Source organism: Nocardia huaxiensis (assembly GCF_013744875.1).
Taxonomy (GTDB): domain Bacteria; phylum Actinomycetota; class Actinomycetes; order Mycobacteriales; family Mycobacteriaceae; genus Nocardia; species Nocardia huaxiensis.
Genome location: NZ_CP059399.1, coordinates 8,170,262 through 8,195,088, shown reverse-complemented (window position 1 = coordinate 8,195,088; position 24,827 = coordinate 8,170,262). Strand labels below are relative to the sequence as shown.

Sequence of the window (24,827 nt, the reverse complement as noted above, 5' to 3'; positions counted from 1 at the left end):
ACGGGGATTTCTCGACGATGGGATGCGAAGTATGCGTGGTGACGGGGACGGTTGGGCCGAGAGTCCCGACGGCACCCGCCAGTGGGGTCGTTTCGGGGCTGCCGGATTGTTGCTGCGCGCCCCGCTGGCCGGCGGCGGCTCGGCCGTGCTGCTGCAGCATCGGGCGGCGTGGAGCCATCAGGGCGGCACCTGGGCGCTGCCCGGCGGAGCCCTGGACAGTCACGAGACCAGCGTGCACGCGGCCGTCCGGGAGGCCGAGGAGGAGGCCGGGATCCAGGCCGACGCCATCCGGGTGCGCGGCTCCCGGGTGACCGCGACCGCGCCCAGCGGCTGGACCTACACCACGGTCGTTGCCGACACCGCTACCCGGCTGCGCACCCGCGGCAATCCGGAGAGCACCGAGTTGGCGTGGGTGCCCGAGGACGAGGTGGACGCCCGGCAGCTGCACCCCGGATTCGCGCTCGCCTGGCCGACGCTGCGGGCGATTCCGACGCGGGTGAATCTGGACGGCGTGGTGGATGCCGAGGCGGTGGCGGCGGCGTTGCCGCGCACCGTCGATCTGGCGGATCGCGGGTTCCTGTGGTTGCAGGCGGGCGGCCTCGGCAACGGCCACACCGCACGCATCGCGGCGGGGGAATCCGTCTCGGACGAGACCGATTTGGCCGGAAATGTGTTGTTGCTCACTCTGGCGCAGGTGTTGTCTTGAGGGCGTGAGCCCGCGCGAAATCCCCACCTACTGCCGGATCTGCGAACCGCTGTGCGGACTGATCGCCACCGTCGAGGACGGCAGGCTGGTGCAGCTGCGCGCCGACAAGGACCATCCGCTCTCGCGTGGCAACGCGTGTCCGAAGGGCATCGCGTTCACCGACATCCAGAACGATCCGGACCGCGTGCTGTATCCCTTGCGGCGCAACGGAACCGGATTCGAGCGCGTCTCCTGGGAGGAAGCGCTCGACGATATCGGCGCACGCCTGCGCGGCATCTTCCGCGAGCACGGAAGGGAAAGCCTCGGCTGGTATTTCGGCAATCCGTCCTCCTTCTCCTATTCACACACCTTGTGGATAGTTGGATTCCAGATGGCGGCGCGGCTGCGGCACGTGTATTCCGCCGGCTCGCAGGACATCAACAACCGTTTTGTGGCCAGCCACCTGCTCTACGGTTCACTCACCTCGGTCCCGGTGCCCGATCTGGACCGCACCGAATTCCTGCTGATGCTCGGCGCGAACCCCCTTGTCTCGCACGGCAGTGCGATGAGCGTCCCGCGAATCCGGGAGAAGCTCACCGCGATTCCCAAACGCGGCGGCCGCGTCGTGGTCGTGGACCCGCGCCGCACCGAGACCGCCCGCCTCTTCGAGCATGTCGGCATCCGCCCGGACGGTGACGCTTGGCTGCTCGCGTCGCTGCTGCAGGTGATCTTCGCCGAGGGCCTGGAGGACCAGGCCGCGCTGCAACGCCAAGCCTCCGGAGCGCGCGAATTACGGGATGCCGTCCAGCGTTTCACCCCCGAGGCCACGGCCCCGATCACCGGCCTGGACCCCGACAGTGTTCGGACCCTCGCTCGTGACCTCGCCCGCGCCGGTTCCGCCGCCGTCTACGGCCGCACCGGCACCTGCCTGGGCCGCCACGCCACCCTGGTCGCCTTCCTCATCGACGCCCTCGCCCTGGTGACCGGCAACCTCGACGCCCCCGGCGGCTCGGTCTTCGGCAAGGAACTGGTGGCCGTCTCCGAACTCAATGCGCGCCTGGGCCTGATCGGCTACGGCAAAACCCGTTCCCGCATAGGCGATTTCCCGGATGTCCTGGGCACCTTCCCGGCCGCCGTCATGGCCAAGGAGATCACCACCCCCGGCCCCGGGCAACTGCGCGCCCTGTTCACCTCCGCGGGCAACCCGGTCTCCTCGGTCCCCAACCCCGCCGAATTGTCTTCCGCCCTGGCCCAACTCGACCTGTTCGTGTCCATAGACCTGTACGTCAACGACACCAACCGCGCCGCCGACTACATCCTGCCCGCCACCACCTTCCTGGAACGCGACGACATCCCCCTCCCGTTCACCGCCCTGTCCCCGACCCCGTACACCCAATACACCGAGCGGGTTCTCGAACCGTACGGCGAGGCCCGCGAGGAATGGCAGATCATCGACGCCATAGCCACCCGAATCGGCGTGCAGCCCTTCGCCTTCGGCCCCGCCCGCCCCGCGGCCCGACTGCTGAGCGCCCTGCGCCGCCGCGTTCCCGGCGGCAGTGCGCTCCGCCCCACCCCGCCCCTGCTGGCCGACCTGGCCCTGCGCACCGGCCCCTACGGCGACCGCTTCGGCCTCCGCCCCGGCGGCCTCAGTCTCGGCAAACTCCGCCGCCACCCGCACGGCCTGGTCCTCGCCGACGGCATCGCCACCGGCGTACTCCGAAAAGTGGTGCAGCACAAAAACAACCGGGTCCAGCTCGCCCCGCCCGAAATCCTGACCGAACTGGCGTCCCTCGCCGACCGCCCCACCGATCCCACCTACCCGCTGCGTGCGATCGGCCTGCGCGAGCTCAAATCCCACAACTCCTGGATGCACAACGCCGAACCCCTCATGCGCGGCAACCGCGCCCACGCCGCCCACATCAACCCCAAAGACGCAGCCCTGGCAGGCATCTCGGATGGCGACCCCTGCCGCATAACCTCCCCCCACGGCACCATCCACACCACCGCCCACCTGACCGAAGATCTGACAGCGGGCACCATCGCCATCCCGCACGGCTGGGGCCACAACGGCGGGTGGCACCGAGCCAACGCCGCAGGCGGCCCGAACGTCAACGACCTGATGTCCACGAATCTCGAAGACGTAGAACGCCTATCAGGCATGGCAAACCTGAACGGGATCCCCGTCCGTCTGGACTCACTCGCCGGATCGTAAGAGATTACAGACCAGCAGATTTACTGCGAAGTAGATAGCGCGACACGCCAAAATGGCCCTGCGCCAGCGGATATCGTGAGCGGTAAGAGGAAAACCCCAGTCAACTGGGCGGCCGTCCGGGCCATCGCCGCAGTAGCTGGGGCTCTCTTCCATCTGGTCCGGTTGCTGCTGGATCGAGAGTGACCCATGGCGTGGACCGCTCTAACCAGCGGTCCGCGTCGCAACAACCGTCACTGAGTGACGAGCAAATGCTAACGCAGGCAGTCTCGTTACGGGGCGACGTTGTCGAGAATTCGCTGCTTGAGTGCGCGTGCCGCTGCTTCCGGGTCGTGTGCCGCGGTGATCGCCCGGACCACGACGACGCGAGTCGCACCTGCGGACAGGACCTCCGGCAGACGCTGATCGTCGATGCCGCCGATGGCGAACCAGGGGCGTTTGGTGTGGGCGTCGGCGGTGGAGCGGATCAGCTCGAGGCCGGCGGCTTGGCGGCCGGGTTTGGTGGGGGTGGCCCAGATGGGGCCGGTGCAGAAGTAGTCGATGTGCTCATCGATGGCGGCCAGACCGGCTTGGTTCCGGTTGTGGGTGGAGCGGCCGATGACGACATCGGGGCCGAGGATGCGGCGGGCGTACCAGGGCGGGAGGTCGTTCTGGCCGAGATGCAGGACATCCGCGCCTGCCGCGAGGGCGATGTCGGCGCGGTCGTTCACCGCGAACAGGGCGCCGTGGCGGCGGGCGGCGGCCTTCAGTTCGGCCAGCGCGCCGAGTTCGGCCTTCGGCTCGAGGGGGCCGAACTCTTTCTCTCCGGCCGAGCCCTTGTCCCGCAGCTGGATGATGTCGACGCCGCCGGCCAGGGCGGCTTCGGCGAAGGCGGCGAGGTCGCCCTTCTCCCGGCGCGCGTCGGTGCACAGGTACAGGCGCGCGGACGCGAGGCGCTCGCGCGGGGGCACAGGCCGGTTCGGGTGGGAGAGTTGCACCCCTCCGACGGTAGTCGCGCCACGATGGCCCGCCAATCCGAGGTGCGGTCGCCGCAGGTGGCCGTGACCTGGGCTGGGTCGGATCGCCCTCGGCTACCGCGCTACCGTGGGTAGTCGCAAGCAGGAGTGAGGTGGACGTAATGCGGACTCTGGCCGTCGTCGGCGGCGGTGTGATCGGGCTGTCGGTGGCGTGGCGGGCTGCCGAATCGGGCTGGGCGGTCACGCTGTTCGATCCGGCGGTGGGGTCGGGGGCCTCCTGGGTGGCGGGCGGCATGCTCGCCCCGCTGTCGGAGGGGTGGCCGGGGGAGGACGCCGCACTCGAATTCGGGGCCGCTTCGCTGGCCCGCTGGCCGGAGTTCGCGACCCGGCTGCACGTGCTCACCGGGGCCGAACTGTTCACGGCCGACCAGACCCTGACGGTGGCGTTGGATGGTGCCGACGCGGTCGATCTGCGCACCATCGCCGAGTTCGTGAATCCGCACGAGTTGCTGCGTCCCGAGGGGGCGGACGCGCGCGACTACGAATTGCGGCTGCTGGACCGTGCCGGGGTGCGGGAGGTCGAACCGGGGCTGGGGCGGAGTATTCGGGCCGCGCTGCTGTCACCGGCCGAACCGGCGGTCGACAATCGCGCCCTGGTCGACGCTTTGCGGCAGGCTGCCATCGCGGCGGGGGTCGAGTTGCGGGCCGAAAAGGTAAGCGCCCTGGACGAATTGACGCAGGATCGGATTGTGCTCGCCGCCGGTGCGGCCTCCGCCGAGCTGTGGCCGGGGTTGCCGGTGCGGCCGGTGAAGGGTGAGATTCTGCGCTTGCGCCGCAGGCCGAGTGCGCCGCAGCCGCCGCGCCGGGTGATCCGGGCGCGGGTGCACGGCCGTCCTATATATCTTGTGCCGAGGCGTGACGGGATCGTGCTGGGTGCCACACAATACGAGGCGGGGTTCGACACCGCCGTCACCGTGGCCGGGGTGCGTGACCTCATCACCGATGCCGAGGCGGTGTTTCCGGGCATCGGCGAGTACGAGTTCGCGGAGGCCATTGCCGGTTCCCGTCCGGGTTCGCCCGACAATCTGCCGCTCATCGGCGCGCTCGACGATCGTGTGATCGCCGCGACCGGCCACGGCCGCAATGGCATTCTCGGCGTCCCGGTGACCGCCGATGCAGTGCTGGCCCTGCTGGCGGGCAACGCCCTGCCGGCGGCCGCGGCCGCCGACCCGGGCCGTTTTTCTTCCGCCGCAACGATTTCCGCAGGAGGACTTCGATGACCATCCCGACCGCCATCACGGTGAACGGCGCGGAGCACAGCTTCGCCGAGCCACCCACCCTGCGTGAGGTCCTGGAGCAGCTGAACCTCCCGTGTCAGGGCGTGGCGGTGGCCGTGGACGGCGCGCTGTACCCGAAGTCCCAGTGGGACGAGCCGGTCGGCCGCGGCTGGGAGATCGAGGTGCTGACGGCGGTGCAGGGTGGCTAGCGACATGTCCCCGCTGGTGATCGCGGGCCGCTCCTTCGGTTCCCGCCTGATCATGGGAACCGGTGGCGCGGAGAGCCTTTCGATCCTCGAGGAGGCCCTGGTCGCCTCCGGCACCGAACTCACCACCGTCGCCATGCGCCGCGTCGACGCGGCAGGCGGCACCGGCGTCCTGGACCTGCTCAAGCGCCTGGAGATCGCCCCGCTGCCCAATACGGCCGGCTGCCGCACCGCCGCCGAGGCCGTCCTCACCGCCCAGCTGGCCCGCGAGGCCCTCGAAACCGACTGGGTGAAGCTGGAAGTCATCGCCGACGAGCGCACCCTGCTCCCGGATGCGATCGAATTGGTCAGCGCCGCAGAGCAATTGGTGGACGACGGTTTCACCGTCCTGCCCTACACCACCGACGACCCGGTCCTGGCCCGTCGCCTCGAGGATGCCGGTTGCGCCGCCGTCATGCCCCTGGGTTCCCCCATCGGCACCGGCCTGGGCATCGGCAATCCGCACAATATCGAGATGATCGTCGCCGACGCGAAGGTCCCCGTCATCCTCGACGCGGGCATCGGCACCGCCAGCGACGCTGCCCTCGCCATGGAACTCGGCTGCTCGGCCGTCCTGCTCGCGACCGCGGTGACCCGCGCCCGGCAGCCCGCGCTGATGGCCAAGGCCATGGCCCACGCCGTCGAGGCCGGTTGGCAGGCCCGCCAGGCCGGCCGCATCCCCAAGCGCTTCTGGGCGCAGGCGTCGTCCCCGTCGCTCTGAACCACAGATCCCCGTCATTCGTAAGTAGGGGTGAGCCGAACGCTCGACCGCTGGGGTTCGGGGCATAGCCCCGCTCCGGTCCCTGGGGTTCGGGGGCGAAGCCCCTGAGAGGTTAGGAGAGTTTCTAATCCTGCGGGATGACGCAAACCGCGACCTCTGAGTGATGGTCGCGACCGGGTTTGTGGGGAAGACTGGTGCCCATGATCGAACTGAGGGGCCTGACCAAACATTACGGCCAGACCGTCGCGGTGTCGGATCTGTCGTTCACGGTCCGTCCGGGGCAGGTGACCGGCTTTCTCGGCCCGAACGGCGCCGGCAAGTCGACCACCATGCGCATGATCCTGGGGTTGGACACGCCGACCTCCGGTTCGGCGCTCATCGACGGCAAGCCGTACCACGACCTGGACAAGCCGCTGACCAAGGTCGGCGCGCTGCTGGACGCGAAGTGGGTGCATCCCAATCGTTCCGCGCGCTCACACCTGCGCTGGATGGCCGCGTCCAACGACATCCCCGCGTCCCGCGTGGAGGAGGTGCTGCGCCTGGTCGGCCTGTCCGAGGTGGCCGGGAAGAACGCGGGCGGTTTCTCGCTCGGCATGTCGCAGCGCCTCGGCCTGGCGGGCGCCCTGCTCGGCGATCCGGGCGTGCTGCTGTTCGACGAGCCGGTGAACGGTCTGGACCCGGAGGGCATTCTCTGGATCCGCCGTTTCATGCAGCGTCTGGCCGCGGAGGGCCGCACCGTGCTGGTGTCGAGCCACCTGCTGTCGGAGATGGCGCAGACCGCCGAGCATCTGGTGGTGATCGGCCGCGGTCGCCTCATCGCCGATACGACGACCAAGGACTTCATCGAGAAGGCTTCGGAACAGTCTGTGCGCGTGCGCAGTCCGCAGCTGGATCAGCTGCGCAGCCTGCTCACCTCCAGCGGTATGACCGTGCGCGAGGAGGGCGCCGATCCGGAGGGTCGGCAGGCGCTCGTGGTGGCCGGTGTCACCAGTGACGCGGTCGGAAAACTGGCCGGCGCCAATGACATCACGCTGTTCGAACTGTCCCCGCAGCGCGCGTCGCTGGAGGAGGCGTTCATGCGGATGACGGGTGGTGCGGTCCAATACCACGGTGCCGGAGCCGGTTTCGACGACGTGATGGGAGGTGCGCTCTGATGGGAGTGCTCGCATCGGAACGAATCAAACTCACCTCGACTCGTTCGCCGTGGTGGTGTGCCGCGCTGACCGCGGTGTTCGCGCTCGGTCTGGCCCTGGCCTTCGCGGCCATCGCGAATTCGTCGCAGGACCCGGATGCCACGGGTGACGAAACCGCGAATTCGCTGTCGGGCATCGGCATTACGGGCCTGTCGCAGGGTATGCCGGGCTTCGGCTACCTGATGATCATGATCATGGCGACGCTGGCGGTGACCAGCGAATACCGCTTCGGCACCATCAAGGCGTCGTTCCTGGCCACCCCGCACCGGACGACGGTGCTGCTGGCCAAGGCCGGTCTGATGGCCGCGCTGTCGGCGGTGCTGTGCGCGGTGCTGACCTTCCTGAGCTTCTTCATCTTCAAGGGCATCCTGGACAACCGCTTCAGCGACAGCCTGAGCCTGACCAATGGCAACCTGCACATCTTCTACGCGGTGCCGATCTTCATCGTGCTGGTGGTGTTCCTGGCGGTCGGTGTGGGCGCGCTCATCCGGCAGTCGGCGGGTGCGCTGTCGCTGCTGCTGGTGTGGCCGGTGGTGCTGGAGCCGATGGCGGCGGCCTTCGGCGAGAAGGGTCGTCAGCTCCAGGTGCTGCTGCCGTTCCAGAACGCGGGCCGTTTCCTCGGTACGGCGAGTGACGAACTGCCGTGGCACTGGGGTCAGTGGGGCGGCCTGATCTACTTCACCGTTTTCGTCGCCATTGTTTTCGGAGCCGCGTTGTACGTGGTCAACCAGCGCGACGCCTAGACCCTGCCCGGGGAGCCGTCGGCCACTGCCCGGCCCGGCGGCACACATCGGCCCGATACGGATTCCCGTATCGGGCCGATGTCATAGGTGGGGTATGGGGACGTGAGAACTCTGCGTGAACAATCTCGTTTCCACTTGGAAGCGCCTGGCCGACTCCTTGAAGGGTCGGTAGCATCTAGCCAGCAACCAAAAAACCTCGAGCATCGGCGGGCTCAATGATGTGGCCGCTCGTACCGATCGGAAGGTGTCAGGTGGCAACAATTCATCCATCCGTGGATCAAGAGCTGGGATACGCTCTGGGCGTGAGCGAACGACCCTCTGACGGCGGTGAGCGTGCGTCCGACGCCAACCGCACAGAAGGGCTGGGGAACGATCGCACCCGGTCGCAGCCTGCGAACGGTGGCCGGTCACGCGGATCCCGCGCCGGCCGCGAATCCCGGGCTGAACGTGAAGAACCCCGCATCGATCCGGACGTCGTCATCCCGCTGACCCCCGCCGACCTCGATTCCGAGCTCGAGCAGGGCCGTCGTCGCGGACGTTTCCCGGGTCAGCTGTCGGCCCTCGTGAACGCCGCCAACCAGCGCGGCGACATCATCGGCGCCATCCGCAAGGCCCGCGAGAACCTGCCCGGTGATCCGGCGTTCGGGGATCCGCTGTCGGTGTCCGGTCCCGGCGGGGTGCGGGCCGTGGCTCGCGCCGCCGACAAGCTGGTGGGCGATTCGCCCAGCGCCGCACGCGAATTGGGCCTGGGTGCGCTGCAGGTCTGGCAGGCCATGCTGGAGCGGGTCGGCAAGGGCCGCGGCAGCCAGGAGATCACCATCATGTTCACCGACCTGGTGGCCTTCTCCAGCTGGTCGCTCGCCGCGGGCGACGAGGCCACCCTGGAACTGCTGCGCCGGGTCGCGAAGGCCATCGAACCGCCCATCGTCGATCGCGGCGGCCAGGTCGTGAAACGCATGGGCGACGGCGTCATGGCCGTGTTCCCGTCCGCCGACCGGGCCGTCCGCGCGGCCGTGGCGGCCAAGGAGAACCTGTCCGGCGTCAGCCTGGACGGTTACCGCCCGCAGATGCGCATGGGCCTGCACACCGGCAGCCCGCGCGAGATCGGCGGCGACTGGCTGGGTGTGGACGTGACGATCGCGGCCCGCATGATGGAGGCCGGCGGCAACGGCAACACCATGCTCTCCAATGCCACGCTCGACGCCCTGAAGCCGGAGACATTGGAGGAGCTCGGTTTCGGCGTCAAGCCGTATCGTCGCAGCTTCTTCGCGAGCCCGCTCAGCGGCGTCCCCGAGGACCTGCGCATCTTCCGCCTGGAAGCGGAGTAGGGGTTCAGCGCTGACTCCCCGAAGTCTCAAGGGGTTCAGGGCGAAGCCCGAAGTCTCGAGGGGGTTCGGGGGCGAAGCCCCTGAGAGCGACGAGAGTTGTCATTTCCACCAGAGGAATGCGCCTACGGCTGCGAGGATGCCGCAGGCGAGTAGTCCTATGGCCACGGGACGTGACGTTTTCCACGTCGAGTAGGCCCCGCCGAGCAGGAATCCGGCCAGGGCGAGCAGCAGAATGATGGTGACATCGGACACCGGGCACATCTTGCCTTGTCCGACCTTGTGCGATGGCATGAGGGCTCCCGCCGACAACTGTTATCTGTGAGTTAGCCATTGAGCAATAAACAAGCGCGCAGGCTTGATTTTTTCCGAGGGTGATGTGACCCTGTAACCGACCGCAGCAGAGAGGCTGCGCGGACTCGGGTGCACAGGGAGGCCCACTGATGAGTCAGCTCGCCGAGAACCCGGACGTCCTCCGGATCGGCAACTGTTCGGGCTTTTACGGCGATCGGCTCAGCGCCATGCGCGAGATGCTCGAGGGCGGGCAGCTCGACGTGCTCACCGGCGACTATCTGGCCGAGCTCACCATGCTGATCCTGGGCCGGGACCGCATGAAGGACGTGAACCTCGGCTACGCCAAGACCTTCGTGAAGCAGATCGAGGACTGTCTCGGCCTCGCGCTGGAGCAGAAGGTGCGGATCGTCGCCAATGCGGGCGGCCTGAATCCCGCCGGACTGGCCGAGCGCCTCGGGCAGGTGGCCGAAAAGCTCGGGCTCGCACCGAAGATCGCGTATGTGACCGGTGACGACCTGGTGGCGCGGGCCGGTGAGCTCGGCCTGGGCGCACCGCTCACCGCCAACGCCTACCTGGGCGCGTGGGGCATCGCGGAAGCCCTGAACGCGGGCGCGGACATCGTGGTGACCGGCCGGGTCACCGACGCCGCGCTGGTGGTCGGACCGGCTGCGGCCCACTTCGGCTGGGGCCGAGCGGATTTCGATCAGCTGGCCGGGGCCGTGGTGGCGGGGCACGTGATCGAATGCTCGACGCAGGCCACGGGCGGCAACTTCGCGTTCTTCACCGAGATCGCGGACATGAGGCGGCCCGGCTTCCCCATCGCGGAGGTGCGGCGGGACGGCAGCAGCGTCATCACCAAGCACGCGGGCACCGGGGGAGCGGTCACCGTGGACACGGTGGAAGCCCAGCTCATGTACGAGATCCAGGGCGCGCGCTACGCCGGCCCGGATGTGACCACGCGGTTGGACACCATCGAGCTCAGCCAGGAGGGCCCGGATCGGGTGCTCATCAGCGGCGTGCGCGGGGAGGCCCCGCCGCCGCAGCTGAAGGTGTCGCTCAATACCATCGGCGGCTTCCGCAACGAGATGGTCTTCGTGCTCACCGGCCTCGATATCGAGGCGAAAGCCCAACTGGCGCAACAGCAGCTGGAATCGTGGCTGCCGGTGCGGCCCGCCGAGCTGGAGTGGACGCTGTCGCGTCTGGACCGGCCCGACGCCGAGACCGAGGAGCAGGCCAGCGCGCTGTTGCGCTGTGTCGCACGCGATTCCGATCCGAACAAGGTGGGGCGAGGCTTCGCGAATGTGGCGGTGGAACTGGCGCTGGCCAGCTTCCCGGGCTTCTCGCTGACCTCATTGCCGGGCAACGGTGGACCGTACGGCGTGTTCACGCCGGGGTATGTGGATGCGGCGCAGGTGCCGCACACGGTGGTGCTGCCGGACGGTACCCGCACCGAGATCGCGCCGTCGGAAACCACCCTCGCGCTGGCCGAGGTCACCGAACCCGCACTGCCGCAGCCGCTTCCGCGTGGCGAGACCAAGCGCGTGCCGCTGGGCACGATCGCGCTGGCCCGCTCCGGCGACAAGGGCGGCAATGCCAATATCGGCGTCTGGGTGCGCACCGACGAGCAGTGGCGCTGGCTGGTGCACGCGCTGACCGTCGACGAATTGCGCCTGCTGCTGCCGGAAACCGCGAAACTGCCCATCACCCGGCATGTGCTGCCGAATCTGCGGGCCGTGAACTTCATTGTCGAAGGCATTCTGGGTCAGGGCGTGGCCTATCAGGCGCGTTTCGATCCGCAGGCGAAGGGGCTCGGCGAATGGCTGCGGTCCCGGCACATCGATATCCCCGTGGAGTTGCTGTCATGACCGGATACGTGAATCCGTGGACGACCCCCGAGCGGCGCGAATTGCGCGCCACCGTACGGGGTTTCGTCGAGCGCGAGGTGCTCCCGCACCTCGACGACTGGGAGCGGCAGGGTGAGATCCCGCGCGACCTGCACAAGAAGGCCGGGGCGCTGGGGCTGCTGGGCATCCAGTTCCCGGAGGCCGTCGGCGGATCCGGTGGTGACGGTATCGACGCCGCGATCGTGTGCGAGGAGATGCACTACGCGGGCGGCTCGGGCGGCCTGTTCTCCTCGCTGTTCACCTGCGGTATCGCGGTGCCGCACATTATCGCCTCGGGCAATGCCGACCACATCGACCGCTGGGTGAAGCCGACCCTCGCGGGCGAGAAGATCGGGTCCCTGGCCATTACCGAACCCGGCGGCGGCTCGGATGTCGGGCACCTCACCACCAGTGCCGTGCGGGACGGCGACGAGTTCGTGGTGAACGGGGCAAAGACCTTCATCACCTCCGGCGTCCGCGCCGACTACGTGGTGACGGCCGTGCGCACCGGCGGCCCTGGCGCGGCCGGTGTTTCGCTGCTGGTCGTCGAGAAGGGCACACCCGGCTTCACCGTCAGCCGCAAGCTGGAGAAGATGGGCTGGCTGGCCTCCGACACCGCTGAACTCTCGTATGTCGATGTGCGCGTGCCGGTTTCGAATCTGGTCGGCCCGGAGAACTCCGGATTCGCGCAGATCGCCGCTGCTTTCGTGAGCGAGCGGGTGGGCCTGGCCGCGCAGGCGTACGGGCACGCGCAGCGCTGCCTGGACCTGACGCTGCAATGGTGCCGCGACCGTGAGACTTTCGGCCGCCCGCTCATTTCCCGCCAGGCTGTGCAGAACACGCTGTCGGAGATGGCGCGCCGTATCGATGTCGCCCGCGTCTACACCCACCACGTGGTGGAGCGGGCGGCGAACGGCGAAACCGATCTGATCGCCGAGGTGTGCTTCGCCAAGAACACCGCCGTGGAAACCGCCGAATGGGTTGCCCACCAAGCGGTTCAGCTGTTCGGCGGCCTCGGCTACATGCGTGAGTCCGAAGTGGAGCGGCACTACCGGGATGTGCGCATCCTCGGTATCGGCGGCGGCACCAACGAAATCCTGACCAGCCTCGCGGCCAAGCGATTGGGGTTCCAGTCTTGAGTATTCTGCGCACTTCCGTAGACCCGAATTCGGCGGACTATCAGGCCGCCGCCGAGGCCATGACGGCCAAGCTCGCCGAGGTCGAGGCCGAGTACGCCAAGAACATCGCGGGCGGCGGCCCGGACAAGATGGCGCGGCATCGCAAGCGCGGCAAGCTGACCGCGCGTGAGCGCATCGAACTGCTCATCGACGAGGATTCGCCGTTCCTGGAGCTGGCGCCGCTGGCCGCCTGGGGCAGCGACTTCCACGTGGGCGCGAGCATCATCGCCGGTATCGGCGTGGTCGAAGGCGTCGAGTGCATGATCGTGGCGCCGGATCCGACGGTCAAGGGCGGCACCTCGAATCCGTGGACGCTGCGGAAGAACCTGCGCATGAACGACATCGCGCTGGAGAACCGGCTGCCGGTGATCGGCCTGGTGGAGTCCGGTGGCGCGGATCTGCCGACGCAGAAAGAGGTCTTCGTCCCCGGCGGGCGCATGTTCCGGGATCTGACCCGGCTGTCTGCCGCCGGAATCCCCACCATCGCACTGGTTTTCGGCAACTCGACCGCCGGTGGCGCGTACATCCCCGGCATGTCCGACTACACGGTCATGATCAAGGAGCGCTCCAAGGTGTTCCTGGGCGGCCCGCCGCTGGTCAAGATGGCCACCGGTGAGGAGTCCGACGACGAGTCGCTCGGCGGCGCCGAAATGCACGCCCGCACTTCGGGTCTCGCCGACTACCTGGCCGTGGACGAACAGGACGCCATCCGGCTCGGCCGCTCCATTGTCAAGCGCCTGAACTGGCAGAAGAAGGGCCCGGCGGCGCGGCCGATCGATCAGATCATCGAACCGCTGTACGACCAGGAGGAACTGCTCGGCATCGTGCCGGGTGACCTCAAGATCCCATTCGACCCGCGTGAGGTCATCGCCCGCGTGGTGGACGGGTCGGATTTCGACGAGTTCAAGCCGCTGTACGGCTCCAGCCTGGTGACGGGATGGGCTGAGCTGCACGGGTATCCGGTCGGCATTCTGGCCAATGCCCGCGGTGTGCTGTTCTCCGAGGAGGCGCAGAAGGCGGCCCAGTTCATCCAGCTGGCCAACCAGTCCAACACGCCACTGCTGTTCCTGCACAACACGACCGGTTACATGGTCGGCAAGGAGTACGAGCAGAAGGGCATCATCAAGCACGGCGCGATGATGATCAATGCCGTCTCGAACTCGAAGGTGCCGCACATTTCGCTGCTCATGGGCGCGTCCTACGGTGCGGGCCACTACGGCATGTGCGGTCGCGCCTACGATCCGCGGTTCGTATTCGCCTGGCCGAGTGCGAAATCCGCCGTCATGGGCGGTGCACAGCTGGCGGGCGTCATCTCCATCGTCGGTCGCGCGGCCAATGAGGCACGGGGGATCCCGTTCAACGAGGAGCAGGACGCGGGGCTACGCGCCATGATCGAGGCGCAGATCGAGGCCGAATCGCTGCCCATGTTCATGTCGGGCCGCCTGTACGACGACGGCGTCATCGACCCGCGCGACACCCGCACGGTATTGGGAATGGCCTTGTCCGCCATCCACAATTCCCCGATCAAGGGCGCCGAGGGCTTCGGCGTCTTCCGGATGTGAGGCCAGGTATGGAGATCACGAACGTTCTGGTCGCAAACCGTGGTGAGATCGCGCGGCGGGTGTTCGCGACCTGCCGTCGGATGGGTATCGCTACCACTGCGGTGTACTCGGATGCCGACGCCAATGCCCCGCATGTGGCGGAGGCGGACGCGGCAATCCGGTTGCCGGGCAACACTCCTGGCGAGACCTACCTGCGCGGTGAACTGATCATCGAGGCGGCCTTGGCCGCCGGTGCCGACGCGATCCACCCCGGCTACGGATTCCTCTCGGAGAACGCCGAATTCGCGCGTGCCGTGCAGGAAGCCGGTCTGACCTGGATCGGCCCGCCGGTGAGCGCCATCGAGCAGATGGGCTCCAAGGTCGAGTCCAAGAAGATGATGGACGCCGCCGGCGTCCCGGTGCTGAAGCAGCTGGATCCGGCCGAGGTCACCGCCGACATGCTGCCGGTGCTCATCAAGGCGTCCGCCGGTGGTGGCGGTCGCGGGATGCGCGTGGTGCGCGATGTGGCCGACCTGAACGATCAGATCGAGGCGGCGCAGCGGGAAGCGCAGTCCGCCTTCGGTGATCCGACCGTGTTCTGTGAGCGCTATCTGGAGACCGGCCGGCACATCGAGGTGCAGGTCATGGCCGACACGCAGGGCACGGTGTGGGCGGTCGGTGAGCGTGAGTGCTCGATTCAGCGCCGCCATCAGAAGGTCGTCGAAGAGGCTCCGTCCCCGCTGGTCGAGAAGATCGACGGCATGCGGGCGCGGCTGTTCGAGGCGGCGCGGCTCGCCTCGGAGGCCATCGGCTACGAGGGCGCGGGCACCGTCGAATTCCTGGCCGACGAGAAGGGCGACTTCTTCTTCCTGGAGATGAATACCCGTCTGCAGGTGGAACATCCGGTCACCGAGCAGGTCACGGGACTGGATCTGGTGCGCTTGCAGTTGCAGGTCGCGGCGGGCCGTCCGCTGCCCGCCACTCAGCCCGGGATGCGCGGTCACTCCATCGAGGTGCGGTTGTACGCCGAGGATCCGGCGCACGACTGGCAGCCGCAGAGCGGCACCGTGCACAAGCTCGAAATCCCGGGCACCCTGGGCGAATTCACCGTTCGGAGCGAGCCCGGCGTGCGACTGGACACCGGTGTGGTGGACGGGTCGGTGGTGGGCGTGCACTACGACCCGATGCTGTCGAAGGTCATCTCGTTCGCCGAAACCCGCGACGAGGCAGCGCATCTGCTGGCTTCGGCGTTGCAGCGCGCCAAGATTCACGGCCTGGTCACCAACCGGGATCTGCTGGTGCGGGTGCTGCGGCATCCGGCTTTCCTCGCGGGCGATACCGATACTGCGTTCTTCGCCACGCACGGTCTGGAAAGCCTTTCCGCGCCATTGGTTTCCGAGGACGGCGAGAAGCTGTCGCTGGTCGCGGCGGCGCTCGCCGACGCGGCCGCCAATCGGGCGTCCGCGCGGGTCGGGCGGGGCCTGCCCAGCGGCTGGCGGAACCTGCCCTCGCAGGCGCAGTCCAAGTCCTACGAGAGCAAGGTCAGCGGCAAGCACGACGTGCGCTACCGCCTCGCGCGCGCGGGCCTGACCGTCGAATCCCCGGAGGGGCTGGACGGCCTCGAATTGCTGGAAGCCACACCGGATTCGGTGACGCTGCTGGTGCCGGGCGAGCGCGGCAAGGTGCGCCGCCGCTTCCAGGTGGCCCGCTACGGCGATCACGTCGCCGTGGACTCCCCGCTCGGCCCGGTGGCGCTGCGCCGCCTGCCACGCTTCGAGGATCCGGCCGATCAGGTGGCCGAGGGTTCACTGCTCGCGCCCATGCCGGGCGCGGTCATCCGGCTCGGCGCGGAGGTCGGCTCCCATGTCGAGAAGGGACAGCCGATCCTGTGGCTGGAGGCGATGAAGATGGAGCACACCATCGCCGCCCCCGCCGCGGGCCTGCTCACCGAACTCAACGTCACTGCCGGCCAGCAGGTGGACGTGGGCTTCGTACTTGCCGTCGTGCAGTCCGAGGACAGCGAATAACAGGAGATGACAATGGGGTACATCGAGACCGACGAGCAGAAGGCGCTGCGGGCGGCGGTGGCCAAACTGGCCGCCAAGTACAACTTCCGCGACTACGCCGGTCCCAAGGCGCGCCGCAATGAGCCGTTCGACGAATTGTGGAACGAGGCAGGCAAACTCGGCTTCCTGGGCGTGAACCTGCCCGAGGAGTACGGCGGTGGCGGCGCGGGCATCTACGAGCTGGCGCTGGTGCAGGAGGAACTGGCCGCGCAGGGCTGCGGGCTGCTGCTCATGGTGGTGTCCCCGGCCATCTGCGGCACCATCATCACCAAGTACGGCACCGAGGCGCAGAAGGAACACTGGCTGACCAAGCTGGCCGACGGCTCGGCCAAGATGGTCTTCGGAATCACCGAACCCGATGCCGGTTCCAACTCGCACAAGATCACCACCACGGCCCGCCGTGACGGTGACGACTGGATCCTCAACGGCCGCAAGATCTTCATCTCCGGCGTGGACCAGGCCGATGCGGTGCTCATCGTGGCGCGCACCGAGAACGCCAAGACCGGCAACCTGCAGCCGGCTCTCTTCATCGTCCCGGTGGACGCTCCCGGCTTCGTGAAGACGAAGCAGGAGATGGACATCATCGAGCCGGACAACCAGTTCACGCTGTTCCTCGACGACGTGCGACTGCCCGCGAATGCCCTGGTCGGGCAGGAGGACGCGGCCATCGCCCAGCTGTTCGCGGGCCTGAACCCCGAGCGCATCATGGGCGCGGCCATGGCGGTCGGCATGGGCCGCTACGCCATCGACCAGGCCGTCTCCTACGCCAAGGAGCGCGCGGTGTGGAAGGGCGTGCCGATCGGTGCGCACCAGGGCATCTCGCACCCCCTGGCCCAGGTGAAGATCGAACTGGAACTGGCCAAGCTCATGATGCAGAAGGCCGCGTTCCTCTACGACTCCGGTGACGACTTCGGCGCCGCCGAAGCCGCCAATATGTCGAAATACGCTGCGGCCGAAGCCAGTATCAAGGCTCTCGACCAGGCCATCCAGACGCACGGCGGTTCCGGCCTCACCTCCGATGTGGGTCTCGCGGGCATGCTCGCGGCCTCCCGCATCGCCCGCGTGGCCCCGGTCAGCCGCGAGATGATCCTCAATTTCGTGTCCCAGCATTCGCTGGGCCTGCCCAGGTCGTACTGACCATGACGGCGGCGTGTGGCCACGGGGCGCGGACCCGCCACGCGCCGCCGGGCCGCGCGGCGAGGTTGATGCGAACCCCGCCGCGCGGACCCGGACTCTCCGCGCGGCATTTCATGCGAAATCCCCACAGCAGCAGGAGTATTCGATGAGCGACGCGGCAACCTCGGCAGAGGCCGCCCCCTACGTGCGCTACGAGGTGCGCGACGGTTTCGCCGTCCTCACCCTGGACTCCCCGCACAACCGCAACGCCCTGTCCTCGAAGCTGGTGACCGAGCTGCTGCAGGGGCTCGAGCGAGCGGCGGCCGACCCGGCCGTGCGCGGGGTGGTCCTGACGCACACCGGCAACACCTTCTGTGCGGGCGCGGACCTGCGGGAGGCGGTCGCCGCCGACCCCGCCGAGGCCGCGGGCATCCGCACCCAGTGGATGGTGCGGGTCCTGCGCGACATCCTGGACCTGCCGAAACCCGTTGTGGCGCAGATCGACGGCAATGTGCGCGCGGGTGGCATGGGCATCGTCGCCGCGTGCGATCTGGTGGTCGCCGGACGGGGCAGCAGTTTCGCGCTCACCGAGGCGCGGCTCGGCCTGGCCCCCTTCGTCATCTCCCTGACCCTGTTGCCGCGCATGACCTCCCGCGCCGCGGCCCGCTACTTCCAGACCGGTGAGACCTTCGACGCGGCCGAGGCCGAACACATCGGCCTGATCACCGTCGCCGCCGACGACCCCGCCGCCGAGGTGGCGCGCCTGTGCGCGGCCCTGCGCAAGAGCTCCCCGCAGGGCCTCGCCGAAAGCAAGCGACTGGTCAACGCGGCCACCCTCGCCGAGGTCGATCGCAATGCCGAAACCCTGGCCAAACGCTCCGGCAGCTTCTTCGGCACCGCCGAGGTGATCGAGGGTATGACGGCCTTCCTGCAGAAGCGTCCACCGAGCTGGGCAGAATAACGGACATGGCGACACCCAACGAACCCAAGCAGGACCGCAGCCGGGCCACCCGGCAGCGGCTGCTGGAGGCGACCATCGACTGCCTGGCCGAGATGGGCTGGGCAGCCGCCACGGTAGCCGTGGTCGCCGAACGCGCCGGGGTGTCGCGAGGCGCGGCCCAACACCACTTCCCCACCCGCGAAGACCTGATCACCGCGGCTCTGGACTACATGTTCGACACCCGCATGGTTCAGGCGATGGCCGAGGCGAAATCCCTCGGCGGCATAGCCGAAGGAGTCGGCCGCACCGAAGCGGTCGTCACCGCCTTGGTCGAGGGCTACACCACCCCCTTCTTCCGAGCGGCCCTCCAGGTGTGGACCCACGCCGCCGCCGATCCCGCACTCCGCGAACTCATCGTCCCCATGGAAGCCCGCTTCGGCCGCACCCAGCACCGCCTGGCCGTAGACGCCCTGGGCGTCGACGACTCCGACCCGGTCGCGCACCACCTCGTCCAGGCCACCCTCGACATGGCTCGCGGCCTGGGCCTGGCAGACGTCCTCACCGACGACTCCCTACGCCGCAAGAAGGTCGTGCAGCAGTGGGCACACACCCTGCATTCGGCGTTGCACGCGCACACCACTGCGGGTTAGAAGCCGAAAACCTCTGCCAGTTCTATGGATTCATCATCCCAACAGCGTTCGATGGCCTCCCGCTCCCCATCGGGCAGATCCGGCCGCCATCCGACACTGCGCCAGAACGCTTCCCGGCGCTCGAAACTCAACTGCTGTGGCTTGTCCATGGGACGTCCCTGAAACGCACTGGTGGAGAATGCTTTCAGAGTAGGACGCGACCCACATGATCAGGTCGTGTTTCGTGCCTCTGGGCGTCGCCTGCGTTGTGGTCAGCTGATCCCGAACTGCTGCAGTGCGGTCGACATCTTCATAACCAGGCGACCGGGCTTGCGCCGCGCCCATCATCTTCGCGGTCGCGTCGACGAGCAGTTCGGCGCCGAGACCCTGACCATGCAGGGTTACATCCGGGCAAGCCTGATTTCGAATCGCTCGTTCTTGGTGCTCATCGCGTGACCTCACAGGGAGTTCGTTGTAGCGTCCGATGTACGGGCAATGTACGTACGAAGCTAGCGAGTTGTCGCGCGGGAGGAAATCTGCTGCACCCCCCAGCTGTTGCCGTCGGGGTCGTCGAAGAAGACGAAGCCGACATTGTCGAGGGGGTCGGGTGTGGGTGACGGGTTTTCGCCGAGTACCTGTACGTCGGTGACGTTCACGCCGCGCTCGACCAGCTCCTTGTGGGCCTGGTTGATGTCGGGCACCACGAGTTGCAGGCCCTTGATCGAGCCCGGTTCCATGTGCGGGACCGCGCCCTTGCCGATCACGATCGAGCAGCCGGAGCCCGGCGGGGTCAGCTGCACGATGCGGATGTCGTCGCCGATCCGTGTGTCGTGGTCGACGTTGAATCCCAGTTGCCGGCTGTAGAAGTCCTTGGCGCGGTCGATATCGGTGACGGGGACGATGACCACTTCGAGAGTCCAGTTCACAGCGGTTCCTTCCGGATAGGCAGATACCTCACGAACAGGGACGGTCCGATGCCGTGAAACTCATCGTGGATTATCCGCGCGGTTGCCATCGGTAGGCGAATTCGTCCGGGGCCGGAGGAGGGCCCGGCAGCTCCCCGGTGGTCGCGAGGCCGTCTATGAGCAGGGCCAGGACGCGGCGGCGCAGTTCGGCGGTGCGGGCGGGGTCGGGCAGCAGGATGGCGGCGCAGGATTCCAGGATGAGGCCGAAGTCCTGCACGGTGACGGTGTCCCGGAGTCGGCCGGATCGCTGTGCGCGGCGCAGGATTTCGTCGTTCAACTCGGCGGCGCGCATGACCTCGGGCAGGATCGATTCGTCCGGGGTGAAGGTGCCCGCCAGATGGACGGTGAGCGAGTGGACGTCCGCGTCGACCACCCGCCGCAGGAACTCCACCAGTGCCTGCCAGTCGTCCGGATTCTCCAGGGCCGCTTCGGTTTCGGTGTTGTAGCGGCGCAGACCGTCGTAGCAGAGGGTGCGCAGCAGCGCCTCCTTGCTCGGGTAGCGGCGGTACAGCGCGCTGATGCCCACGCCGGCCTTCTCCGCCACCGCGGAGATGGGGGCCTTCGGTTCGGCGAGGAACACGTCCCGGGCGGCGGCCAGGATGAGCTCGTCATTGCGGGCGGCCTGGGCCTTGCGGCCGGGCAGTGCGCGCTGAGCTGGGGTTTCGGCTGTCTTGCTCATGACTCCAGAATAGCACTTGAACGGAATGATCTGTTCCGTTATGGTTAGAACAGAACGAAACATTCCGTTCCGGATGAGGAGTCAGACATGAACGCCACCGCCAACACCGCGATCCGCCCGTTCCGCATCGACGTCCCGCAGGCGCAGCTCGACGATCTGTCCGACCGCCTGCGCCGCACCCTGTACCCGAACGAGCTTGCGGGCGTCGGCGATTCGTATGGCGTTCCGGGCGACCGGGTGCGGACCCTCGCCCAGTACTGGCTGGAGAGCTTCGACTGGCGGGCCCTCGAGGCCAAGCTGAACACCTACCCGCAGTTCACCACCGAGATCGACGGCGAGGACATCCACTTCCTGCACATCGAGTCGCCCCGCGAAGACGCCACCCCGGTGATCCTCACCCACGGCTGGCCGGGCTCGATCCTGGAATACCTCGATGTCATCGAGCCGCTGACCAACCCGGAGTCGGCCGCGGATCCGGCCTTCCACCTGGTCATTCCGTCGCTGCCCGGCTTCGGATTCTCCGGCCCCACCCGCAGCACCGGCTGGAGCCGCTACCGCACCGCGCAGGCGTGGGTCGAGCTGATGAGCCGGCTCGGCTACGAGCAGTACGGCGCGATCGGCAATGACGGCGGCTCGATGGTCTCCCCCGAAATGGGCCGCATCGCCCCCGACAAGGTGATCGGTGTGCATGTGACCCAGCTGTTCTCGTTCCCGTCCGGCGACCCGGCCGAATTCGAGGGCATGTCGGCGGAGGACATGGCCGCGCTGCAGCATCTGCAGTGGTTCCACGAGAACAAGATGTCCTTCAACATCCTGCACAGCCAGCAACCGCAGACCATCGCGTACGCGCTGGCCGATTCGCCGGTCGGCTTGCTGGGCTGGAACTCTCAGCTGTTCGGCGAGAGCCTGGACAACGATTTCATCATCGGCAATGTGGCGATCTACTGGCTGACCGGTACCTCCGGCTCCGCGCTGCGGTTCTACTACGAGGACGCGCACACCGCCGAGCACCCGCAGGAGCCGACCACGGTGCCGACCGCGCTGGCCATGTTCAAGGGCGATTTCCAGTCGATTCGCCGGTTCGCCGAGCGGGACCACAAGAACATCGTGAGCTGGAACGCCTACGACGCGGGCTCGGTCACCGGCGGTCCGAACGACGCCGCCGGACACTACGCGGCACACGAAGCTCCGCAGGTGCTGATCGACGATATCCGCCAGTTCTTCGCGCAGATCCGCTGAAGGAATAGGGCCCGCCCTGGAAAGGGCGGGCCATCGGCCGTTATGGACGCTCGCGCATGGCGGCGAGATTCGGATCAGCGTCTCGCGCATGTCCGCGAGACGCACGACGATGGTTCCCGCCGCTCTGGGTTGACAGACTGAAATCACCTTCGAAACAACAAGTTTCAGCAGATCAGCTAGGAGAAATGCAATGCGAATCGCGATCTTCGGAGCCACCGGAACCGTCGGCCGTCAGGTGGTCGAGCAGGCTCTCGCCCAGGGCCACGAGGTCACCGCGCTCACTCGCTCGGCCGGGAATCTGGCCATCACGAATCAGCGGCTGCGGGTCGTGCAGGGCGATGTGCTCGACCCGGCCGCGGTGGAGCGGGCGGTCAGCGGCCAGGACGCCGTCATCGTGACGCTCGGCAATGGCCGCAAGGGCGTCATCCGCGCCGAGGGCACCCGCACCGTCATGGAGGCCATGAGCAGGACGGGTGTGAAGCGCCTGATCGTCATGTCCTCCCTGGGTGTCGGCGACTCCCGCGGCAACCTCAACTTCCTGTGGAAGTACGTGTTCTTCGGCCTGCTGCTGCGGCAGGCGTACGCCGATCACGTGCAGCAGGAGTCCCATGTGCTGGCGAGTGACCTGGACTGGACCATCGTGCGGCCGGCGGCCTTCACCGATGATCCGGCCACCGGCGCGTACCAGCGCAATGTCGCCCCCGACGCGAAAGGCTTGAAGCTGAAGATCTCTCGCGCCGACATCGCGGCCTTCCTGCTCGAGCAGCTCACCGATTCGACCTACATGCGCCGCACCCCCGGCATCTCGAATTGAGTTCCGGTTCAAGCGTGTTCGTGCGTCTCACCCCAGGACGGGAAGGGATCCGGGTACCGCAGCCAGGACTGCGGCCCGGCTTCCATCTCGGCATCGGTGAGCAGGGCGGAATTCAGTAGGTCCCGCACATGCGGGCGATCCAGCTTCACGCCGATGAAGACGATCTCCTGCCCGGGCGGCATATCCAGCGCGGTCCAGTACGCGCCCGCTTCGAAAGTCAGGTTGGGACCGGCCTGGGACCAGATCGCCGCCAGGTCCGGCCGGGTCGCCAGCCAGAAGAAGCCCTTACTGCGCAGCAGCCTTTGCAGTTGCGCCAGAGCGGATTCCAGCCGCTCCGGATGGAAGGGGCGATCGGCGGTGAAGGTCAGGCTGCTGATGCCGTATTCCTCGGTCTCCGGGGTGTGGCCGCCCGCGAGCTCGTCCTCCCAGCCGTCGAATTGGGCGGCGATATCCGGGTTGTAGAGGCCGGTGCCGAGCACCTGGTCCAACTCGACCACCCCGTGCGCGGAACGCACGATCTTGGCGGTGGGATTCAACCGCCGGATCGTAGCCTCCACGCTCCCAAGGGCATTCGCGCTCACCAGATCGGTCTTGTTGAGCACCAGCACATTCGCGAACTCCACCTGATCAACGAGCAGATCGGCGATGGTGCGCGCATCCCCTTCCGCCGCTTGCATATTCCGCTCGGCGAGCGCCTGCCCCTTCACCACCTCGGCCAGGAAGGTGGAGGCGTCGACCACGGTCACCATGGTGTCGAGTTTCGCGATCTCGCCGAGCACGAATCCGTCCTCGAATTCCCATTCGAAGGTCGCGGCCACCGGCATCGGCTCCGAGATGCCGGTCGATTCGATCACCAGCTGATCGAATCGACCCTCCCGCGCCAGCTTGCCCACCGATTCGATGAGGTCCTCGCGCAGCGTGCAGCAGATGCAGCCGTTGGTGAGTTCGACCAGCTTCTCCTCGGTCCGATCCAGGTGTCCCTGGCCGGCCACGAGTGCGGCGTCGATATTCACCTCGCTCATGTCATTGACGATGACCGCCACCCGGCGGCCGTCACGGTTGGCGAGGATGTGGTTGAGCAGGGTCGTCTTGCCGGCGCCGAGGAACCCGGACAGCACGGTCACGGGCAGGCGGGCATCGTTCGGGGCTGAAGTCACCAGCTAATGGTAACGGTTTTCATTAACACTTGATGTTCGGGTCCTGATCTCGTGTTTCGACCGCGCACGAAGGGCTGCGACGGGCGTCACCCCGCCCGGGTAGGGTCGCGGACGTGGAATACCTACCGCTTGCTCCGAACGGCTCGACCCCGGTGCGTGCGCTCACCATCGCGGGCACCGACTCCGGCGGCGGCGCGGGCATCCAGGCCGACTCGCGCACCATGGCCATGTGCGGCGTGCACGCGTGCGTCGCCGTCGCGGCCGTGACCGTCCAGAACACCTTGGGCGTGAGCGGTTTTCACGAGATTCCGCCGCACATCGTGGCTGATCAGGTGCGAACCGTGGTGGGGGACATCGGAATCGGGGCAGCCAAGACCGGCATGCTGGCATCGACGGCCATCATCGAGGCGGTGGCGGGGGTCTGCCGCGAGGTCGGCATCGGACGCGACGGCAGCATTCCCCTCGTGGTGGACCCGGTCGCGGCCTCCATGCACGGTGACGCGCTGCTGCACGCCGAAGCCCTGGACGCGGTGCGGCACACGCTGATCCCGCTGGCCACCGTGGTCACGCCGAACCTGGACGAAGTGCGACTTCTCACCGGCATCGACGTTGACGACGAGCAGTCCGCGCGCAAGGCCGCCGAGGCACTGCACGCGCTCGGCCCGCGGTGGGCCATCGTGAAGGGCGGGCACCTGCGCTCGTCCGAGCAGAGCACCGACCTGCTCTACGACGGCGACACATTCCACGAACTGCCTGCTCCGCGCCTGTCCACCGGCAACGATCACGGCGGTGGCGACACCCTGGCCGCGGCCATCACCTGCGCACTCGCACACGGATATTCGGTACCGGATGCCGTGGCCTTCGCCAAGGAATGGACCTATCGCTGCCTCGAGGCGTCCTACGACCTGGGCGCGGGACACGGGCCGGTCTCGCCGCTATGGCGATTGCACACCGGACCGGTGAACGCATAGC

24 protein-coding genes are annotated in these 24,827 nt (G+C 67.7%); 18 read left to right on the top strand and 6 right to left on the bottom strand.

Annotated elements, in window-relative coordinates:
• The first annotated feature begins 31 nt into the window (after positions 1–31).
• Together H0264_RS37545 and H0264_RS37540 are read left to right on the top strand one after the other, a co-directional pair.
• The gene (locus tag H0264_RS37545) at positions 32–706 is read left to right on the top strand and encodes an NUDIX domain-containing protein (RefSeq protein WP_181581932.1); all 675 of its coding nucleotides are present in this window, start codon (positions 32–34) and stop codon (positions 704–706) included.
• 4 nt (positions 707–710) lie between these two features.
• Positions 711–2,897 (top strand): molybdopterin-dependent oxidoreductase, encoded by a 2,187-nt coding sequence (locus tag H0264_RS37540; protein WP_244976063.1) that lies wholly within the window; start codon positions 711–713, stop codon positions 2,895–2,897.
• 269 nt (positions 2,898–3,166) lie between these two features.
• Here H0264_RS37540 and thiE read toward each other — a convergent pair whose 3' ends face one another.
• Positions 3,167–3,871 carry a thiamine phosphate synthase gene (gene thiE, locus H0264_RS37535; RefSeq protein ID WP_181581930.1) on the bottom strand — a complete coding sequence of 235 codons (705 nt, stop codon included), beginning with the start codon at positions 3,869–3,871 and terminating at the stop codon, positions 3,167–3,169.
• A gap of 140 nt (positions 3,872–4,011) precedes the next feature.
• Here thiE and thiO point away from each other — a divergent pair, with 140 nt between their 5' ends.
• From thiO to H0264_RS37505, 6 genes are all read left to right on the top strand, one after another.
• A complete protein-coding gene (gene thiO, locus H0264_RS37530; RefSeq protein ID WP_181581929.1) occupies positions 4,012–5,130 on the top strand; it encodes a glycine oxidase ThiO in 1,119 nt (372 codons plus the stop codon).
• Complete coding sequence (thiS, locus tag H0264_RS37525) at positions 5,127–5,336, top strand: sulfur carrier protein ThiS (RefSeq protein ID WP_181581928.1); 210 nt, start codon at positions 5,127–5,129, stop codon at positions 5,334–5,336. Before thiO ends, thiS begins: the two co-directional genes overlap by 4 nt.
• A gap of 4 nt (positions 5,337–5,340) precedes the next feature.
• Positions 5,341–6,093: a thiazole synthase gene (gene thiG, locus H0264_RS37520; RefSeq protein ID WP_181581927.1), complete on the top strand. Its 753-nt coding sequence runs from the start codon at positions 5,341–5,343 to the stop codon at positions 6,091–6,093.
• A 200-nt stretch (positions 6,094–6,293) separates the two neighbouring features.
• A complete protein-coding gene (locus H0264_RS37515) occupies positions 6,294–7,247 on the top strand; it encodes an ABC transporter ATP-binding protein (RefSeq protein ID WP_181581926.1) in 954 nt (317 codons plus the stop codon).
• Positions 7,247–8,029, top strand: a complete 783-nt coding sequence (locus H0264_RS37510; RefSeq protein WP_181581925.1) for an ABC transporter permease — start codon at positions 7,247–7,249, stop codon at positions 8,027–8,029. The genes H0264_RS37515 and H0264_RS37510 overlap by 1 nt, the downstream gene beginning before the upstream one ends.
• Positions 8,030–8,592: 563 nt before the next feature.
• Positions 8,593–9,357 carry an adenylate/guanylate cyclase domain-containing protein gene (locus tag H0264_RS37505; RefSeq protein ID WP_420832133.1) on the top strand — a complete coding sequence of 255 codons (765 nt, stop codon included), beginning with the start codon at positions 8,593–8,595 and terminating at the stop codon, positions 9,355–9,357.
• A 99-nt stretch (positions 9,358–9,456) separates the two neighbouring features.
• On the opposite strand, the gene H0264_RS37500 is transcribed toward H0264_RS37505, so the two are convergent.
• The gene (locus H0264_RS37500; protein ID WP_181586139.1) at positions 9,457–9,648 is read right to left on the bottom strand and encodes a hypothetical protein; all 192 of its coding nucleotides are present in this window, start codon (positions 9,646–9,648) and stop codon (positions 9,457–9,459) included.
• Between the two features lie 149 nt (positions 9,649–9,797).
• On the opposite strand from H0264_RS37500, the gene H0264_RS37495 reads away from it, so the two are divergent.
• The 7 genes from H0264_RS37495 (at position 9,798) to H0264_RS37465 (ending at position 19,022) form a co-directional block, all read left to right on the top strand.
• The gene (locus H0264_RS37495) at positions 9,798–11,513 is read left to right on the top strand and encodes an acyclic terpene utilization AtuA family protein (RefSeq protein ID WP_181581924.1); all 1,716 of its coding nucleotides are present in this window, start codon (positions 9,798–9,800) and stop codon (positions 11,511–11,513) included.
• On the top strand, positions 11,510–12,670 hold the full coding sequence (locus H0264_RS37490; RefSeq protein ID WP_420832020.1) for an acyl-CoA dehydrogenase family protein: 1,161 nt from the start codon (positions 11,510–11,512) through the stop codon (positions 12,668–12,670). The genes H0264_RS37495 and H0264_RS37490 overlap by 4 nt, the downstream gene beginning before the upstream one ends.
• Entirely contained in the window at positions 12,667–14,271 is a 1,605-nt protein-coding gene (locus H0264_RS37485; protein ID WP_181581923.1) for an acyl-CoA carboxylase subunit beta, read from the top strand. The genes H0264_RS37490 and H0264_RS37485 overlap by 4 nt, the downstream gene beginning before the upstream one ends.
• Before the next feature lie 8 nt (positions 14,272–14,279).
• On the top strand, positions 14,280–16,277 hold the full coding sequence (locus H0264_RS37480; RefSeq protein WP_181581922.1) for an ATP-binding protein: 1,998 nt from the start codon (positions 14,280–14,282) through the stop codon (positions 16,275–16,277).
• Between the two features lie 12 nt (positions 16,278–16,289).
• Entirely contained in the window at positions 16,290–17,453 is a 1,164-nt protein-coding gene (locus tag H0264_RS37475) for an acyl-CoA dehydrogenase family protein (RefSeq protein WP_181581921.1), read from the top strand.
• A 145-nt stretch (positions 17,454–17,598) separates the two neighbouring features.
• Positions 17,599–18,393: an enoyl-CoA hydratase family protein gene (locus tag H0264_RS37470; protein ID WP_181581920.1), complete on the top strand. Its 795-nt coding sequence runs from the start codon at positions 17,599–17,601 to the stop codon at positions 18,391–18,393.
• A 5-nt stretch (positions 18,394–18,398) separates the two neighbouring features.
• Positions 18,399–19,022 (top strand): TetR/AcrR family transcriptional regulator, encoded by a 624-nt coding sequence (locus tag H0264_RS37465; RefSeq protein WP_181581919.1) that lies wholly within the window; start codon positions 18,399–18,401, stop codon positions 19,020–19,022.
• Here H0264_RS37465 and H0264_RS37460 read toward each other — a convergent pair.
• The 3 genes from H0264_RS37460 to H0264_RS37450 form a co-directional block, all read right to left on the bottom strand.
• A complete protein-coding gene (locus tag H0264_RS37460; protein WP_181581918.1) occupies positions 19,019–19,171 on the bottom strand; it encodes a hypothetical protein in 153 nt (50 codons plus the stop codon). The genes H0264_RS37465 and H0264_RS37460 overlap by 4 nt on opposite strands.
• Positions 19,172–19,510: 339 nt before the next feature.
• Positions 19,511–19,927, bottom strand: coding sequence for a VOC family protein (locus H0264_RS37455; protein ID WP_181581917.1), 417 nt, complete (start codon positions 19,925–19,927; stop codon positions 19,511–19,513).
• Between the two features lie 70 nt (positions 19,928–19,997).
• Positions 19,998–20,645 (bottom strand): TetR/AcrR family transcriptional regulator, encoded by a 648-nt coding sequence (locus H0264_RS37450; RefSeq protein WP_181581916.1) that lies wholly within the window; start codon positions 20,643–20,645, stop codon positions 19,998–20,000.
• An 87-nt stretch (positions 20,646–20,732) separates the two neighbouring features.
• Here H0264_RS37450 and H0264_RS37445 point away from each other — a divergent pair, with 87 nt between their 5' ends.
• Positions 20,733–21,884 carry an epoxide hydrolase family protein gene (locus tag H0264_RS37445; RefSeq protein ID WP_181581915.1) on the top strand — a complete coding sequence of 384 codons (1,152 nt, stop codon included), beginning with the start codon at positions 20,733–20,735 and terminating at the stop codon, positions 21,882–21,884.
• Positions 21,885–22,074: 190 nt separating this feature from the next.
• Positions 22,075–22,698 (top strand): NAD(P)-dependent oxidoreductase, encoded by a 624-nt coding sequence (locus H0264_RS37440; RefSeq protein ID WP_181581914.1) that lies wholly within the window; start codon positions 22,075–22,077, stop codon positions 22,696–22,698.
• A gap of 8 nt (positions 22,699–22,706) precedes the next feature.
• Here H0264_RS37440 and H0264_RS37435 read toward each other — a convergent pair whose 3' ends face one another.
• Positions 22,707–23,855 (bottom strand): GTP-binding protein, encoded by a 1,149-nt coding sequence (locus tag H0264_RS37435; protein ID WP_181581913.1) that lies wholly within the window; start codon positions 23,853–23,855, stop codon positions 22,707–22,709.
• Between the two features lie 113 nt (positions 23,856–23,968).
• On the opposite strand from H0264_RS37435, the gene thiD reads away from it, so the two are divergent.
• On the top strand, positions 23,969–24,826 hold the full coding sequence (gene thiD / locus H0264_RS37430; protein WP_181581912.1) for a bifunctional hydroxymethylpyrimidine kinase/phosphomethylpyrimidine kinase: 858 nt from the start codon (positions 23,969–23,971) through the stop codon (positions 24,824–24,826).
• Position 24,827 lies beyond the last annotated feature (1 nt).

Coding starts and splice junctions, on each gene's coding strand:
- H0264_RS37545 (WP_181581932.1), top strand. CDS start 32: ATGCGTGGTGACGGGGACGGTTGGGCCGAGAGTCCCGACGGCACCCGC.
- thiO (WP_181581929.1), top strand. CDS start 4,012: ATGCGGACTCTGGCCGTCGTCGGCGGCGGTGTGATCGGGCTGTCGGTG.
- thiS (WP_181581928.1), top strand. CDS start 5,127: ATGACCATCCCGACCGCCATCACGGTGAACGGCGCGGAGCACAGCTTC.
- thiG (WP_181581927.1), top strand. CDS start 5,341: ATGTCCCCGCTGGTGATCGCGGGCCGCTCCTTCGGTTCCCGCCTGATC.
- H0264_RS37515 (WP_181581926.1), top strand. CDS start 6,294: ATGATCGAACTGAGGGGCCTGACCAAACATTACGGCCAGACCGTCGCG.
- H0264_RS37510 (WP_181581925.1), top strand. CDS start 7,247: ATGGGAGTGCTCGCATCGGAACGAATCAAACTCACCTCGACTCGTTCG.
- H0264_RS37500 (WP_181586139.1), bottom strand. CDS start 9,648: ATGCCATCGCACAAGGTCGGACAAGGCAAGATGTGCCCGGTGTCCGAT.
- H0264_RS37495 (WP_181581924.1), top strand. CDS start 9,798: ATGAGTCAGCTCGCCGAGAACCCGGACGTCCTCCGGATCGGCAACTGT.
- H0264_RS37490 (WP_420832020.1), top strand. CDS start 11,510: ATGACCGGATACGTGAATCCGTGGACGACCCCCGAGCGGCGCGAATTG.
- H0264_RS37480 (WP_181581922.1), top strand. CDS start 14,280: ATGGAGATCACGAACGTTCTGGTCGCAAACCGTGGTGAGATCGCGCGG.
- H0264_RS37475 (WP_181581921.1), top strand. CDS start 16,290: ATGGGGTACATCGAGACCGACGAGCAGAAGGCGCTGCGGGCGGCGGTG.
- H0264_RS37470 (WP_181581920.1), top strand. CDS start 17,599: ATGAGCGACGCGGCAACCTCGGCAGAGGCCGCCCCCTACGTGCGCTAC.
- H0264_RS37465 (WP_181581919.1), top strand. CDS start 18,399: ATGGCGACACCCAACGAACCCAAGCAGGACCGCAGCCGGGCCACCCGG.
- H0264_RS37460 (WP_181581918.1), bottom strand. CDS start 19,171: ATGGACAAGCCACAGCAGTTGAGTTTCGAGCGCCGGGAAGCGTTCTGG.
- H0264_RS37450 (WP_181581916.1), bottom strand. CDS start 20,645: ATGAGCAAGACAGCCGAAACCCCAGCTCAGCGCGCACTGCCCGGCCGC.
- H0264_RS37445 (WP_181581915.1), top strand. CDS start 20,733: ATGAACGCCACCGCCAACACCGCGATCCGCCCGTTCCGCATCGACGTC.
- H0264_RS37440 (WP_181581914.1), top strand. CDS start 22,075: ATGCGAATCGCGATCTTCGGAGCCACCGGAACCGTCGGCCGTCAGGTG.